Below are 15,037 nucleotides of genomic sequence, written 5' to 3' on the forward strand. Positions count from 1 at the left end.
TACTTCTCATTAGTTTCATAATCACTACAATTCATTTTCAAAAGGGTTAAATCACTCAGAACCTGTTGTTCTAACGATGTCCAAGGGTATATGCTACTTAAGGAAACAACAACCTATTGTGAATGATAAAGGTGATTGAAAAATGAGAGAAGCATACTTTGACAATGCGCGTGTCCTATTAATATTTCTCGTCGTATTTGGCCACGTTATTCAGCCTTATACAAGTGATTCAGCTGCGTTGAATACACTATACATGTGGATCTATACATTCCATATGCCGGCGTTTATTTTAATCGCAGGTTTTTTTGCGAAAGGCTCTGGTACAAAGCGTTATATCGCTACATTAATTAAAAAGCTTTTGATTCCTTATGTTATTTTTCAACTCATATATACTGGTTACTATTTTATGATTGGTAAAGCTGATTGGCAAGCCAGTCTCGTTCATCCGCAATGGTCACTTTGGTTTTTGCTTAGTTTGTTTAGCTGGCATATATTATTAATCGTTTTTAAAAGGTGGCCAGCACCGCTTGGGCTGCTCATATCTATTCAAATTGGACTTATCGCCGGTTATATTGGCGATATTGGTCATACGTTAAGCTTGTCGCGGACATTGGTGTTTTTTCCTTTCTTTCTAATCGGATATTGGTTGACGAAGCATCAGCTTATGCAATTGAAGCATATTCAAGTTAAGGTGGCAGCGCTTATTGTCATGACAACAGTTGCAATCGCCATAGCGCTCGCTCCAGAATTTAACTCGGGTTGGCTTCTTGCATCAAAGTCTTATGCGACCCTCGGTGAACCGACTTTTGGTGGGGTTGCGAGATTGCTCATTTATATCACGTCAGCCATAATGGTCGTTAGCGTGCTTGCTTGGGTACCACGCAGACGATTTCCGATTACCGAGCTCGGTGTGCGGACGCTATACGTGTATGTATTACATGGATTTATCATTCAGTTTCTACGTGTGACGGACATATCAGTTGCTCAATTTCACGGACCAATGGATGTTGCCATATATGTGTCTTTTTCAGCTTTAATCGTATATATTTTATCTAGCAAACCAATTAGAACACTGACAAAGCCCTTAATTGAAGTGCAGATGTACCATTTCAGAAAAGCAATACATTCCATCACGAAAAACGAATCGAGATCACCAACTTAATTTAAAGGTATCCTCAGTTGTGACACATGATAGAAAAAACGGTATGGTAACTGTAACCGATTTGATTCTGAGCAGAGGCATTTTGTGAACGGTGTCTATATTGTCCGTAGCTCCTTTTGCTCATTCCTAAAAATGATTGCAACCTAATCGCGATTAAAACGTATACTTAATTACCCCCTTAACTTTATAATAGAATCGACAGCAATTAACCATCCCTAACTGGGGGTGGTTTGTTTTTTGGATTTTAGTACTGTTAAATATCTAGGCAAGGTGCATGTTATCATTCGACTGCTTCCTCAGCACAACTTTCAATCAAACATTTGATCAATTGCTTATTAGTCTGAAAACATATATCATTCAGTTTATATAAGTTTGGCAGCAAGACCATGCTGTAGTTTTCCATCTGATTGACAAGATATTTCACAGGTGAGGAGATGAGACCATGCATTTGGCGGTTGAAGACATTTTGGAGTTACCTATTTTAAAAACAGCCACTGTAAAAACAGGCTCAAACGTACTGAGACACCGTCATGTTGAGTGGGTATCCGTAATTGAAGGGACTGTAGAAGACTTCGTACGTCAAAATGAGTTTATCCTAACAATTGGTATGGGCTTTGAAAACACACCTGAACAATTGCTTGAATTTGTAAAAGACATTTATGAGTCTGGTGCTTCTGCCTTAGCAATTGCAACAGGTCGCTACATATTTGAAATTCCGGACAATGTTTTACAGTATACTCGGCAACAGCAATTTGTTTTGATCGAGATCCCGTGGGAAATTCGGTTTGCAGATATTCAACGCACCGTTATGATGAAGTTGAATGAATGGCAGGACGATATATCACGTCACTCGCGGAGAATTCAGAAGCGATTGATTGATCTCGTCGTTCAAGGAAAGGATTTATCAGATATTGTGAAGTATGCTGAGAGAACTCTAGGCTGGTCGATCGTTTTTCGTGATGAGAAAGGACGCATAAAGCCTAACACAGAAAACGCACTGGACATGACACGACTGTGGGCTAATTTGGAATCGAGAGACGGCACACATATTGAAGAACCGGTATCACACCATATTGAAAAAATGGTGGTTAACGAATGTCATTTGATCAAAAAATCAATTTCAGCAGGTGGACTCGACCGAGGGAGCTTCATCATTCTTCTTCCGAAGGGCGTCCGTGTGACAGGTAATGTCCTGCATATTCTTGAGTATTTATCAGCAGCTGCCGCCCTTTGGAGCTCGCGTGAAGACGCCATCATTAAAACTGAAAATCGTCTCCGCAACGACTTTATTTGGAATCTTGCTAAGACCCCCGGATACGTGACAGACCATATACGAAACCGTGCCAAAATATTTGGTTATAACCTTTATTTGTCCTACGTATGTATTGTTGGATTACCGGAAAATATCGATGACCTGTCAGAGGATCGTTACCAAGACACACAATATGGCCTTCAAAGCTTGATCTATTATATGGAAGAAGAAATCCGTTATGCAAGTCAAGTCGTTGAGAAGCAAGTCGCATTTACGTTCGACGAGGATTTACTAATCATTTATTTAGAAGCAGACGATGATACTTTACAGGGGACAGTCCATTATTATCTCGACCTGGTGGAAAAGCGTTTAAATGCCATTATCCCAGGCGTCATATGCTCCTGGGGGATTGGTAAGCATGAGGATGGCGTTATGGTATTTAATGAAAGCTTCAAAAAGGCCCGATCAGCGCTCGATATGGGACGGCAACAGAAAGGTCAAGGACAGAGAGTTCATTATGAAGATACCCAGTTGAACCGATTGATGCTCAGTCTTGCCCATCACGATGAAATTCAGGACATTATGTTTACAACAATTTCCCCTCTTATTGAGTATGATCGTGAACGTGAAGCCAATTTAATTCAGACGTTCAACGTTTACGCCAATCAAAATAGCAATGTCAGCCGTTCTGCAAGACTATTAAATTTACACCGTCAGTCACTGTTGTATCGGCTTCGTAAAATTGAAACGTTGACAGGATTATCACTTGTTAATCCGGATGATATCTTTTTACTACAATTCAGTGTGAAATTATGGCAGACCGGTGTATGGAAAAATAAACTGTTCAATGATTAATGAGGAAATGCTTAAGGAGATGATCAGTCTCTTTCCACACATAAAAGACAACGCTTTCATACACTTTGTATAGAGTTGTTTCTGAAAGTTCATACATTATGTCAATGGTGCTATTTCGTTATAACACATATACTGACATAGAAGACGGTGAATGCCAGAAACACGGAAACAAGGGAGGTATGAATAGTGTTGTTCAGTCACGAAGAATATCAGGAGTACCAGCAGAGGTTTATGAATACAAAAAAACGTATGGAAGAATCAGGGGTAGACGTGTTGCTTATCACGAACCCATCCAACATGTATTATTTAACAGGCTATAACGCATGGTCATTTTACGTTGAGCAGCTCGTTATTGTGATCAACGATCGTGATCAACCGATCTGGTTGGGCAGATATATGGATGCAGCTGGTGCCAAAATGACGACTTGGATGGAAGCTGGTAATATTTTGTCGTACCCAGATGATTATGTGCAATCAATGACTCGGCATCCGATGACGTTTGTAGCCGACTTCTTAATTGACCAAGGTCTGTCACATAAGCATATCGGTGTTGAAATGGATGCGTATTTTTTCAGTGCGCTGTCTTATGAAAAGTTAAAACAGAAACTCCCTGATGCACACTTTAAACACGCTGGTCTTTTAGTGAATGAGCTCAGGATGATTAAATCTGATACAGAAATTGAGCACATGAAAAAGGCTGGTCAAATCGTTCAAAATGCGATGTACACAGCAGAAAAAGCAATTTATCCTGGTGCGCGACAATGTGATGCAGCAGCGGAAATCTACTATGATTTGATTTCAGGTACACCTGAATTTGGTGGTGATTATCCAGCGATTGTGCCGATGCTGCCAACCGGTGAACGCACAGCCGCTCCGCATATCACATGGTCGGATCAGCCGTTTAAAGAAGGTGAACTCGTTATTGTTGAGATGGCTGGCTGTTACAAACGCTATCATGCCCCATTTGCTCGAACGATTTCCCTTGGTAAACCGTCTGAAAAAATAGAGGCATTATCTAAAATCGTCGTTGAAGGCTTAAATGCCGCTCTTGATATTGTGAAGCCCGGTGTTACATGTGAAGAAGTTGAATCGGCTTGGCGTCAAGCGACGTCGCGCTATGGCATTGAAAAAGAAGCACGTCTTGGATATTCGACGGGTTTGAGTTATCCACCCGACTGGGGCGAGCATACGGCGAGCTTACGTCCTGGCGATCAAACCGTTTTACAGCCAAATATGACGTTCCATCTTATACCTGCATTATGGTTTGATTATGAAGGGATTGAAATTAGTGAAACGTTCCGAGTCACCGAGACAGGACACGAAGTCTTGTCACATTATACGAGGGACTTGATTATAAAGGGTGACCTTGATATAGCGCCAGTCATTAGTTAAATCAATACAAGCTCAGACAAACGCTATGCCCATTTTAGGCGAAAGGCACATATCGAGATCAATATTGAGACACATGAGGTGATGTATATGAAGACGAAAACAAAAGGCAGACGCATGTTCATTGGTGGTGAATGGGTGGAGCGTGATCATGTAATTGATATATATGATCCTCAAGACCATTCATTTATTACGACTGTTCCAAAGGCGACCGTGGAGGATGCATTGTTTACTGTTGAAATGGCTAAAAAGGGGGCCGAAACTGCTGCCGCAATCCCCGTGCACGAACGAATGGCCATATTGGAGCGAGCAGCACATTATGTTTCAACGCATCAAAAGCGGTTTGCTGAAACAATCGCCCGCGAAGGGAGTAAAACAATTCGTGAGGCGACAAGTGAAGTGGATCGATGCGTCCAAACATTACGGATTTCCCAAGAAGAGGCGAGACGTATTCATGGTGAAACGATTCCCTTTGACCAAATGCCTGGTCATGAAGATCGCGTAGGCTATTATTATCGTTTTCCAATTGGTATTATTGCGGCGATTACACCGTTTAATGATCCATTAAATCTAGTTGCTCATAAGATTGGTCCTGCCATCGCAGCGGGTAATGCTATTATTATTAAACCATCATCACTGACCCCGCTGAGCGCACTATTGTTGGCTGAAGCGTTTGTTGAGGCAGGCTTACCTAAACATGTATTAAGCGTTATTACAGGTAGTGGAAAGGATGTCGGTGAGACACTTGTGAAACACCCTGCCGTACGTATGGTGTCTTTTACAGGTGGCTTAAAAACGGGAGAACACATTGCACGACAGGCCGGGCTTAAAAAAATTGGCATGGAGCTCGGCTCTAATTGTCCGACCATTGTATTAGAGGATGCTGATATAGATGAAGCTGCTGCCGCTTGCGTATCAGGTGCTTTTTCTGCTGCTGGACAAAACTGTATTGGCGTGCAACGCATTTTCATACAGAAAACGGTTTACGATCAATTTGAAGCCGAGATTGTTAAAAAAGCCCGAACGGTTAAACTTGGTGATAAACAGCTCGAAAGCACAGATATGGGCCCGTTAATTAATGAGACGGAGGCCCGTCGTGTTGAAGCATTGGTTAATGAAGCGGTTGAAAAAGGCGCAACGCTATTAACCGGAGGGGTCCGTGAAGGTGCTTTTTATGCACCGACTGTTCTGTCCAATGTCCCAGATCATTGTCAAATTGCCGATGAAGAAATATTCGGGCCTGTTGTACTGTTGTATCAGGTGATCGATTTACATGAAGCAATTGAAAAAGCAAACAACGTTGATTATGGCTTGCAAGCTGGGATATTTACGAATCGGATTGATGATGCAATGACAGCCGCAAGGTGCCTCCATGTTGGCGGTGTCATGATTAATGACAGCAGTGATTATCGCATTGACGGAATGCCATTTGGTGGTGTAAAAGGATCTGGTCTCGGTCGAGAAGGGATACGATTTGCCATTCAAGATATGACAGAACCGAAAGTTGTGCAGTTTAATTTGAAGAAAGACCGTAATCGTCTATAAGGGGGAGTTATGATGCAGACAGCTTATCAAAATAAGCAACACGTTTATGATGAATTGGTGGCGCTGGATCAAGCGCATTTCCTTCATCCGACATCGTCGATTAAACAGCATCAAGCGGAAGGGCCTAGTCTCATTTTTACAGAAGGTGACGGGATTTATTTAACAGATATAACAGGGAGAAAATTACTCGATGGTTTATCCTCTCTTTGGAATGTGAATATCGGGCATGGACGAAAAGAGCCCGGAGAAGCAGCAGCGAAACAAATGGAAAAGCTCGCCTTCAGCTCAACGTTCTCGAATTGGAGTCATGAGCCAGTCATTCGCTTGGCAGCAAAAATTGCTACACTAACTCCTGGGGATTTAAATACAACATTTTTCACCTCTGGAGGATCAGAAGCAAATGATACGGCATTTAAGACGGTTCGCCATTACTGGAAGCTAAAGGGCAAATCGGGAAAGAAAAAAATAGTTTCACGGAAAAAATCCTATCACGGTGTGGCGATGGGGTCTACAAGTGCAACGGGTATTCAGCCATTTCATGATTTCACAACATCAATGGCATCAGATTTCTATCATGTGGGAAACACGGTTGATGACTTTCGGCAATTTATTGAACGTGAAGGTGCTGACACGATTGCTGCGTTTATAAGTGAGCCTGTTCAAGGGTCTGGTGGGGTCAACCTGCCGCCTGAAGGGTATTTTCAAGAAGTGCGTCAACTTTGTGATGAATATGATATTCTATTAATCATTGATGAGGTCATTACTGGATTTGGACGGACAGGGAAGATGTTTGGTATGGACCACTATGACGTTGTTCCAGATATGATGTGTATCGCTAAGGGGATTACGAGCGGTTATGCACCACTTGGTGGCATGGTAATGACTGATCGGTTACACGAAGAGCTAGCTGAATTGTCTGATGGGAACTTTATGCATGGCTATACGTACAGTGGCCATCCGGTCGGGTGTGTTGTTGCCTTAGAAAATCTCGCTATTATTGAGCGTGAAAATCTTGTTGAGCATGTTCGTGAGATGGGGTTAGAGCTATTAGCAGGGTTTGAATGGTTAAAGCGCGAGCATGAGCTGGTTGCAGACTATCGAGGACTTGGATTACTCGGTGCGATTAGTCTCGCTTCAGATGATCAGTCTGATCCAATTGCTCCAAAAGTTGTTGCTGAAGCGTTAAAGCGTGGCATGATTGGTCGGGCAATTGTATATCATGGTCAGGATACACTTGCCTTTGCACCGCCGTTTGTCATTACAAAGGCGCAAATAAACGACATGATCAACATCGTCCACGAATCATTACGAGTGGTTGAACAATCACTTTAGGAGATGATACGAGAGCATCCGCTTGGATAAGATGAAAGCGAGGCTGGGACATAACTTAAAGGTTAACTCAAAAGACGAACAATGCTCAGCATTAGCTCCGGAAATATACGTAGACTCCTGTGGGAGGAAGGCATAGGTGAGACCCCACAGTGCGGTAGGGGAAGGAAGGCTAAAGTCGCGACGACAATCGCCACGCCTTCATGACCAACGTCCTGTTGCCCCGAGGCTCACCAGCCGCCCACGGAAAGCGTAGTATATTTCCGGAGCGGTAGTATTGTTCGGATTTTCATTTGGTTAAACTCTTTTGTCCTAGCCTAATTTTCATCGTTAGCAGTTTATAGAAAATGCAATAAGATAACGTTCATTAATGAATCTTAAAAAATAATATGTGCACAGAGCACGACGATTGGAAGTGTAATGAGTGTCCGCAATAAGAATATGACGACGAGGTCAAAGAATGATACCGGAACTTTAGAACCGAGTAGTAATCCACCCATTTCAGACATATAAATCAATTGAGTAATTGATAAAGCGGCAATGATAAACCGAGTAATCTCAGCCTCAATTGAACCACCGATAATAGCAGGCAGAAACATGTCCGCAAATCCAACGAGAATTGTTTCAGAAGCTTCAGCAGCATATGGCACTTGCATAAGCTCTAAAAGTGGGACAAACGGGTATCCGAGCCAAGTGAATAAAGGTGTATAAGTAGCGATGATTAAACCAATTAAACCGATCGTCATAACAACAGGAGCGACCCCCATCCACATGTCGAGTACATTTTGGACGCCTTCCTTTAAAAACTTAGAAACACTTTTTTCACCTTTAGCGCGATCTAAAGCTTGTTTGTATCCAAAAGTAAACACGTTTTCGCCAGCAGGTATGGTTTCGTCAATTCCTGTAGCACCTTCAATAGCGTACGTATCTTTTTTTCTTGAGAGGGGTGGAATACGTGGCATAATGAGTGCGGCCACAATTCCGGCGAAAATGACTGTTAAATAGAAGGGGACGAACATGTGAGACAATCCAACTTCTGAAATAACGACAAGTGTGAATGTAATGGAAACGACAGAAAACGTTGTACCTATGACGATGGCCTCACGCTTCGTGTAAAAACCATTTTCATATTGCTTACTTGTTAGAAGGACACCGATCGTGCCATCTCCTATCCATGAAGCGAGTGAATCAACGGATGCACGACCAGGCAATTTGAAGAGTGGACGCATAATTTTCGTCATCATTGTCCCGAAAAGCTCCAAAAGGCCGAAGTTCGTTAACAGTGGCAAAAATATCCCGGCAAATAAAAAGACCGCAAACAAGACATGCAATAACCCATCTTCCCCAATAATAATAGCTCCAGTATCTCCACTATGTACGGCTTCAGGACCAATTTCAAAAACGGTCATCACAGCAAAAACAGCTGCAAGTATACGGGTTACCGTCCAAAATAGACTAACGTGAAATAATTGCTGGAAAAAGGGTGTCTTTTGTAAGCGGTCACGTCCAATAATTCTCGCGATAATTGTTATAATAGCTGTCAAAATAATAATAATCATCATAATAACAGATAATTGATCTGCTAGCAGACCTTGAACCCAATTAGCCATATAGGCAATTGGTATTGTCATACCGTCACCGTCATTTGTACTAATAGGTGTCATAAACAACAGAATTCCGATAAGCGATGGTAAGATAAAGCGTAAATGATCACCTAGCGAGTACGACTTATTTTTCAATGTGACTTCCTCCTTTTTAATAATAATTCCTTTTATTATAATGATGCAGGTATAAAAGTCAATGGTCAAAAACTGTTATTATCTCATGAAAGCGTTTTAATATCCAGTAATACCAAAATTTATATGTAAGCTATAACGTTGATATATAAGCTAAAAAGTAAAAGGCATGCAAAATACGAAAAAAATTTTATCATTATTTAAGTGGTCATATTTCATTAATATGTCTGATACTTTTGTGTTCAAACATTCTAAGAAATGAGTGATAGATCAACTCGGTTATCATTTAAAATCACCGATTATTTTTAGTATAATAAGGTTAAGAGGTACACACATGCGATGCTTTAATTGTGTACGATGGAATAGAAGATGGAAACAGTTCACAAGTCCGTTATGAGCTACGCATTCAATCTTTAGTCTTTGTGTATAACACATATTCAATACTGTTTTTGATGACGTATCTTGATAAAAGGAGGTGTGACCATGAGTGATATATTAAGAAAAGGATTCCTGTTGGGTCTCGGTGTAGCTGTCAGTGGAAAGGAACGGGTTGAAAAGGTACTCAACGACCTAGTGGATAAAAATGAGCTGACTCAAGAACAGGCAAAATCGGTCTTAAATAGTTTAATTGAGAAGGGCGAGGCCAAGGCAAGTGAATGGGATGTTAAACAACATGAACAAACACGAAAGCTCGCAGATGAACTCGGGTTTGCTTTAAAAGAAGACGTAGAAAAGCTAGCTGCTCGAATAAGTGTGCTGGAAGAAAAATTATATGATCATGAATAAATAACCCTTTTATAGACAATCACCAATGAACTCGAGCGATGTTCTTTGGTGATTTTTTATAGTAACTTGAAAAAAAGCGGGTCTTATACAGGAGTATGTCATTATTTGTTAAAATCATTGTCAACTTTTCACTTTATCTGTATTTTTAAAAAACACTATTGATTATCGTACGGGAAAACGCTACAATGGTAGGGGAAACGTATACAAGTCACGTTGTTTCAGGGGGACAAGGTAACGATGGATAACTTTGAGATGATTTATAAGGAGTTTGAATGTGAACTTGGTAGACAATTAAATGATAATGAAGTTGAATTCATTCTTTGGCTGTATGGGCGTTTTCAAGAGGACCAGAAGATAACCGTTTCGTGATCCCTACAACAACATCACGTATTAGTTATCAAACTAAATGTGACCGGCTTTTTCGTTGCGGTCAGATTTTGTTGTGGGTTGAGGATGTAAGTCAATCTCATACTTGTTGGAACTTGTCTTTCAAATAATAAATCAAGTATTAAAGGATACTTTGATTATATAGATTAATTGTGTATGCTCGGTCAATTCATTGCCCGGGATTTTTATATTCACGAGGTCCTTGTATGGGGTGCGCCTTTGTATGGTTCTTCTTATAACCATGTTATAATGATAACAGTTATTGGAAGGGGGTATTGACGTGAATGTGACCCATGAAACGATCATTGAAAAAATGATAGAGGAATTAAAAATTGCCCGTCAAGCCGGCTTAAGTGATAAAGAAGTTATTCAACACGTGGCAAATGTGCGTTTGCTTGGGGATTTACTCATTGGTGATACGCAACCATCAGCAATAAATAAACAACAAGGTGTTTCGCCATCTGACCATAAACAGGGCGCGTCCCAGCATTCTCAAAAAGGACTAACGTTGTCTGATTTTGACTTTGAAGACGATGACGTGTCCGATTCTCTATTAGACTTTTAACTGAAGGGTGTGCAATGATGATGAAGTTATTTCTATTAATAGGTGTCGTAAACGGTTTTTTGGCTGTAGCACTTGGTGCATTTGGCGCGCACGGACTTGAGGGTAAAATCTCTGCAAAGGCGTTAAGCATATGGGAAAAAGCGGTCAATTATCAAATGTTTCATACGATGGCACTGCTCGTTACGGGCATACTAGCTGGTAAAATTCAAAGCACCGGCATTATGTGGGCTGGGGGATTGTTCACAGCGGGGATTGTCTTATTTTCAGGATCACTCTATGCATACGCCATATGGGGAAGTAAATTTTTAGCGATGATTACGCCATTTGGTGGCGTGACGTTCTTAATTGGCTGGATACTGTTGGGCTATGCTGTTGTTAAATACCTATAAATAGCATTGTCGTTATGATAAAGAGCAAAATAGCTCTGGAAAACTGCTTTAACGCATGTGCTTGTTGATGTGTGTACATGGCGACCATGCCGTCAAAGATAAGGCTCGCTGCAATTCCATAAACAGCGATCACCAACAACAAAAAAAATCCTTTTACAATGGCTATAATACTGGTCAATATGACAATGCCCAATGCTGCGAGCTCCAGCTTCATAAATTTTTCAAACGGATGGTTCATATTGATCGCCTCTTTGTCACATGCATGTATTGTTAGGATCACCTTATAGCTGATCGTTACGTTAACAGATAATAAACAACAAATGTGATAAAAAAACGGCACAGCGTATCGTTCACCGTGCCGTTTTTGCTGTGTCTTCGTATATATATCGTTACTGTTTTATAAGTCTCCCAAAGGCGGCTGTGCTACCGTGGCTGGTATAAACTAAGCTGACCTTGTGAATTAAAAGGGTAGCTATAATTAATCTCTTCATCAAATGTAATGTAGTCGAGATAGATCATTAATAAAATGTACCGTTTACCTGTTTCAGGATCGCTAATAATGATATGGTCTCTGCCGGCAGCTTCAATAACACCTTTAAAAATTTTGGCATTCCATTTTTCGTTGTTTTCAAACGTCATGTAAATTGTAGCTACCTTACCTCTGTTCAAACGTAATATGTTTTCGACGTAAGATTGCTCCATTGGTAGCATCCCTGAGACACCACCAGGAATAGTAGGTGTTTGAAATTGTTGCGGCTGTTGCTGTGGCATTTGAGTATATTGGTATGGATAATAAGCTGGAGATGATTGTGGGTAATAGTAATTTGGATAACCGCTCGTATAAGAACCACTCATATATTGCTGCTGCCGACTTTCATTCTGATCTTGTTCACTCATGAAAACCCCTCCTTAATATCTTGTGCTTGTTGCAAGTCTCAACCGCACCACTCTCCTAACGAAAGACAGCGGGGCAGTTGGTTGCAGTGGGTGTATAAAAACAGTGTGCTTTGAATCTGCCACTGTTCCACTGGTTAAACCATTGTGCTGGGCAGCTTCCTTCTGGTCGGAAAAACCATAACGAATTCGAAGCTGGATGAAACCGTTCCCCTCGTATAACCCTTCTTGCTAGTTGTCTATCAGCCTCACGAGCCCGCTGATAAAAATAGCCCTTCTGTGTTGCTTCAAACCCTCCAGGACTTTGAAAAACCATATCATTGATATTTCTAAGGTCCGTAAAATCGAGACAATCTGATAAGACACGGTTGACTCCGACATTACCGACCATGAGCATGCCCAGTTGCCCGTCGCCTTCTGCTTCAGCGCGCATTAATCGTGCAAGCAGGTCAACATCATTATCTGTAGCCGCAACGACAGCCATAACAAACACCTCGTTTCATTAAAACTCAAGACTGCACTCAATTAAACGTATGCGTATGATCACTCTTATATGATAGCTATGTTTCATTTGAAGGAATATACATTAAAGGTCATAAAAACGAGCACTCTGTATTGTGAACAGAATGCTCGTTTTGGCGAATGATATTAAGATTTATACATGGAAATATCTAGGTAATTCCTCTTTGTCTAAATAATGACTAATGAAGAAATATCCAAACTCACCGTATCTTGAACTCACTTCGTCGAATCTCATTTCATAAACGATCTTCTTTAATTCTAGTACGTCATGAGCAAAAAGTGTGACGCCCCATTCCCAGTCATCAAATCCAATTGATCCTGTTATAATTTGCTTCACTTTTCCAGCATATTTGCGACCGGTCATGCTGTGCTCGTATAATAACTTGCCGCGATCAGCTTTTTCTAACGTGTACCAGTTATCATTGCCTTCTCGTCTACGATTCATTGGATAAAACGACATATATTCCCATTTTGGTAAGATAGGCTTAAGGCGTGCTTGTGTTTCTGGTAATGTTTCAGGGTCAACGCCATCTTTTTGTGGGCGATACTTAGCCAATTCAACGACTGACACATAAGAATGGGCGGGCATTAAGAAATCACCCATTTTTGATTTGTTCAGCTCTGTTTCCATTTCTGTTAGTTCTTCCATTGTCGGTCTCAGCAGCATAAACATTAAATCCGCTTTTTGCCCAACCACTTTATACAGCGCGTGGCTACCTTGTTGAGCATTCTCAACGGCTTCCCATTTTGTAAGTATTTTATTGAATTCCGTTAAAGCAGCTTCTCGTTCTTGGTGTGATGCGAGCTTCCAAGATGTCCAATCTATTGTCCGCATGTCATGCAGCGTGTACCAGCCATCCATTGTTTCCACAGCTTCAACCATGATCTATCTGTCTCCTTTATGTATAGTCTTATGTTCTCATTTCACTATAACATAATTGATAATAGGGGCATATCGAAGACGCCTAGACGGCGAAAATTGCTGTCTATTAAAACATATAAAGGATTCTTTGATGTAAGTCGTTGTTTAACAAGAACTTGAGATATGTGTCGTGAATGGGTAAGCGTCAATAGATTGTCACAGTTTCAGTTGTTTCGTGCTGAGAATTATGTATGAATGGTTTATCATGGAATTAGGGCAAACTTATTGTAAAGGTTGCTTAATGGCTTCATGCATTTTTAAAATTTCATCATATGATTACCTTATTGGAGGCATCGATATGGAACATTTAATCAATCATTTAACAGAAAAAGTACGTGGAAGAGAGCGATCGATTGTTTTTCCGGAGGCATTGGATGAACGTATTTTACTGGCGGCTAGTCAATTAAGTGCTGCGAACATTTTGCAGCCGATATTAATCGGTGAACGTGAAGCCGTTTTAGCTGAAGCAGAGCGGGTCAAAGTTGATATCGGTATGTGCAAAATTTTGGATCCACTTAATTATGACGGTTTTGATGATATGGTTTCTGAGTTTGTAAAGCTGAGGAAGGGAAAAGCGACCGACGCTTCGGCAAGAGAGACGTTACGTGATGTAAACTATTTTGGGACAATGCTTGTTCATATGGGTGAAGCGGACGGGCTTGTTAGTGGTGCAACGCATTCGACAGCTGATACGGTTAGACCTGCATTCCAAATTATTAAAACGAAACCAGGTATTCAAAGAACGTCTGGTGCATTTGTCATGATTCGTGAAAAAGAGGCGTACGTTTTTGCCGATTGTGCAATTAACATCGAGCCTGATAGCCAAACGTTAGCTGAAATTGCGATTAAAAGTGCCGAGACGGCGCGCGTGTTTAATATTGAACCTCGTGTTGCTATGCTCAGTTTTTCTTCAAAGGGATCGGCGCATTCTGAGGTGACAGAACGGATTGAGGAAGCATTGACGATTGCACGCGAAAAAGAGCCATCACTCATAATAGATGGCGAGCTGCAGTTCGATGCAGCCTATGTTCCGGAGGTCGCGCAACTAAAAGCGCCTAACTCGGTCATACAAGGCAATGCGACTGTATTCGTTTTTCCAACATTAGACGCCGGCAATATTGCGTACAAAATTACCCAGCGCCTCGGTGGCTTTAATGCACTTGGACCAATTTTGCAAGGACTCAACAAGCCTGTTAATGACTTATCACGCGGCTGTAGTGCGGAAGACGTTTTCAAAATTGCTTTAATTACTGCTGCTCAGGCTGAATAACGGTAAAGTGTAAAAGCTGCGTCACAGCAAGGAC

At 41.2% G+C, this 15,037-nt stretch carries 15 protein-coding genes; 10 read left to right on the top strand and 5 right to left on the bottom strand.

Annotated elements, in window-relative coordinates:
- Nucleotides 1–142: 142 nt before the first annotated feature.
- The 5 genes from HPC67_RS04975 to HPC67_RS04995 all read left to right on the top strand — a co-directional run bounded on the left by HPC67_RS04975 (nucleotide 143) and on the right by HPC67_RS04995 (nucleotide 7,535).
- Nucleotides 143–1,162 carry an acyltransferase family protein gene (locus HPC67_RS04975; RefSeq protein WP_217586359.1) on the top strand — a complete coding sequence of 340 codons (1,020 nt, stop codon included), beginning with the start codon at nucleotides 143–145 and terminating at the stop codon, nucleotides 1,160–1,162.
- A 442-nt stretch (nucleotides 1,163–1,604) separates the two neighbouring features.
- Complete coding sequence (locus HPC67_RS04980; RefSeq protein ID WP_217586360.1) at nucleotides 1,605–3,269, top strand: PucR family transcriptional regulator; 1,665 nt, start codon at nucleotides 1,605–1,607, stop codon at nucleotides 3,267–3,269.
- Nucleotides 3,270–3,500: 231 nt separating this feature from the next.
- Nucleotides 3,501–4,661: a M24 family metallopeptidase gene (locus tag HPC67_RS04985; protein ID WP_217586611.1), complete on the top strand. Its 1,161-nt coding sequence runs from the start codon at nucleotides 3,501–3,503 to the stop codon at nucleotides 4,659–4,661.
- An 87-nt stretch (nucleotides 4,662–4,748) separates the two neighbouring features.
- The gene (locus HPC67_RS04990; protein WP_217586361.1) at nucleotides 4,749–6,203 is read left to right on the top strand and encodes an aldehyde dehydrogenase family protein; all 1,455 of its coding nucleotides are present in this window, start codon (nucleotides 4,749–4,751) and stop codon (nucleotides 6,201–6,203) included.
- Nucleotides 6,204–6,215: 12 nt separating this feature from the next.
- The gene (locus HPC67_RS04995) at nucleotides 6,216–7,535 is read left to right on the top strand and encodes an aminotransferase family protein (protein ID WP_217586362.1); all 1,320 of its coding nucleotides are present in this window, start codon (nucleotides 6,216–6,218) and stop codon (nucleotides 7,533–7,535) included.
- 374 nt (nucleotides 7,536–7,909) lie between these two features.
- Here HPC67_RS04995 and HPC67_RS05000 read toward each other — a convergent pair whose 3' ends face one another.
- Complete coding sequence (locus tag HPC67_RS05000) at nucleotides 7,910–9,271, bottom strand: YjiH family protein (RefSeq protein ID WP_246569729.1); 1,362 nt, start codon at nucleotides 9,269–9,271, stop codon at nucleotides 7,910–7,912.
- Nucleotides 9,272–9,751: 480 nt separating this feature from the next.
- Between HPC67_RS05000 and HPC67_RS05005 the strand changes: the two genes are divergently transcribed.
- From HPC67_RS05005 to HPC67_RS05015, 4 genes are all read left to right on the top strand, one after another.
- Nucleotides 9,752–10,054, top strand: coding sequence for a phasin family protein (locus HPC67_RS05005; RefSeq protein ID WP_217586363.1), 303 nt, complete (start codon nucleotides 9,752–9,754; stop codon nucleotides 10,052–10,054).
- 237 nt (nucleotides 10,055–10,291) lie between these two features.
- Complete coding sequence (locus tag HPC67_RS15855; RefSeq protein ID WP_281417497.1) at nucleotides 10,292–10,423, top strand: hypothetical protein; 132 nt, start codon at nucleotides 10,292–10,294, stop codon at nucleotides 10,421–10,423.
- A gap of 298 nt (nucleotides 10,424–10,721) precedes the next feature.
- Nucleotides 10,722–11,006: a DUF5327 family protein gene (locus HPC67_RS05010; protein WP_217586364.1), complete on the top strand. Its 285-nt coding sequence runs from the start codon at nucleotides 10,722–10,724 to the stop codon at nucleotides 11,004–11,006.
- A 20-nt stretch (nucleotides 11,007–11,026) separates the two neighbouring features.
- Nucleotides 11,027–11,395 carry a DUF423 domain-containing protein gene (locus tag HPC67_RS05015; RefSeq protein WP_217586613.1) on the top strand — a complete coding sequence of 123 codons (369 nt, stop codon included), beginning with the start codon at nucleotides 11,027–11,029 and terminating at the stop codon, nucleotides 11,393–11,395.
- On the opposite strand, the gene HPC67_RS05020 is transcribed toward HPC67_RS05015, so the two are convergent.
- From HPC67_RS05020 to hemQ, 4 genes are all read right to left on the bottom strand, one after another.
- Entirely contained in the window at nucleotides 11,382–11,633 is a 252-nt protein-coding gene (locus tag HPC67_RS05020) for a hypothetical protein (RefSeq protein ID WP_217586365.1), read from the bottom strand. The two genes, HPC67_RS05015 and HPC67_RS05020, sit on opposite strands and share 14 nt — an antisense overlap.
- Before the next feature lie 185 nt (nucleotides 11,634–11,818).
- Nucleotides 11,819–12,292, bottom strand: coding sequence for a spore coat protein GerQ (gene gerQ, locus HPC67_RS05025; protein WP_217586366.1), 474 nt, complete (start codon nucleotides 12,290–12,292; stop codon nucleotides 11,819–11,821).
- A gap of 55 nt (nucleotides 12,293–12,347) precedes the next feature.
- Nucleotides 12,348–12,773 carry a cell wall hydrolase gene (locus tag HPC67_RS05030; RefSeq protein WP_217586367.1) on the bottom strand — a complete coding sequence of 142 codons (426 nt, stop codon included), beginning with the start codon at nucleotides 12,771–12,773 and terminating at the stop codon, nucleotides 12,348–12,350.
- Between the two features lie 171 nt (nucleotides 12,774–12,944).
- A complete protein-coding gene (gene hemQ, locus HPC67_RS05035; RefSeq protein WP_217586368.1) occupies nucleotides 12,945–13,694 on the bottom strand; it encodes a hydrogen peroxide-dependent heme synthase in 750 nt (249 codons plus the stop codon).
- Between the two features lie 337 nt (nucleotides 13,695–14,031).
- Here hemQ and pta point away from each other — a divergent pair, with 337 nt between their 5' ends.
- The gene (gene pta / locus HPC67_RS05040; protein WP_217586369.1) at nucleotides 14,032–15,003 is read left to right on the top strand and encodes a phosphate acetyltransferase; all 972 of its coding nucleotides are present in this window, start codon (nucleotides 14,032–14,034) and stop codon (nucleotides 15,001–15,003) included.
- Nucleotides 15,004–15,037: the final 34 nt, after the last annotated feature.

The sequence above is a fragment of the Lentibacillus saliphilus genome (genome assembly GCF_019093865.1).
GTDB lineage: Bacteria > Bacillota > Bacilli > Bacillales > Amphibacillaceae > Lentibacillus_B > Lentibacillus_B saliphilus.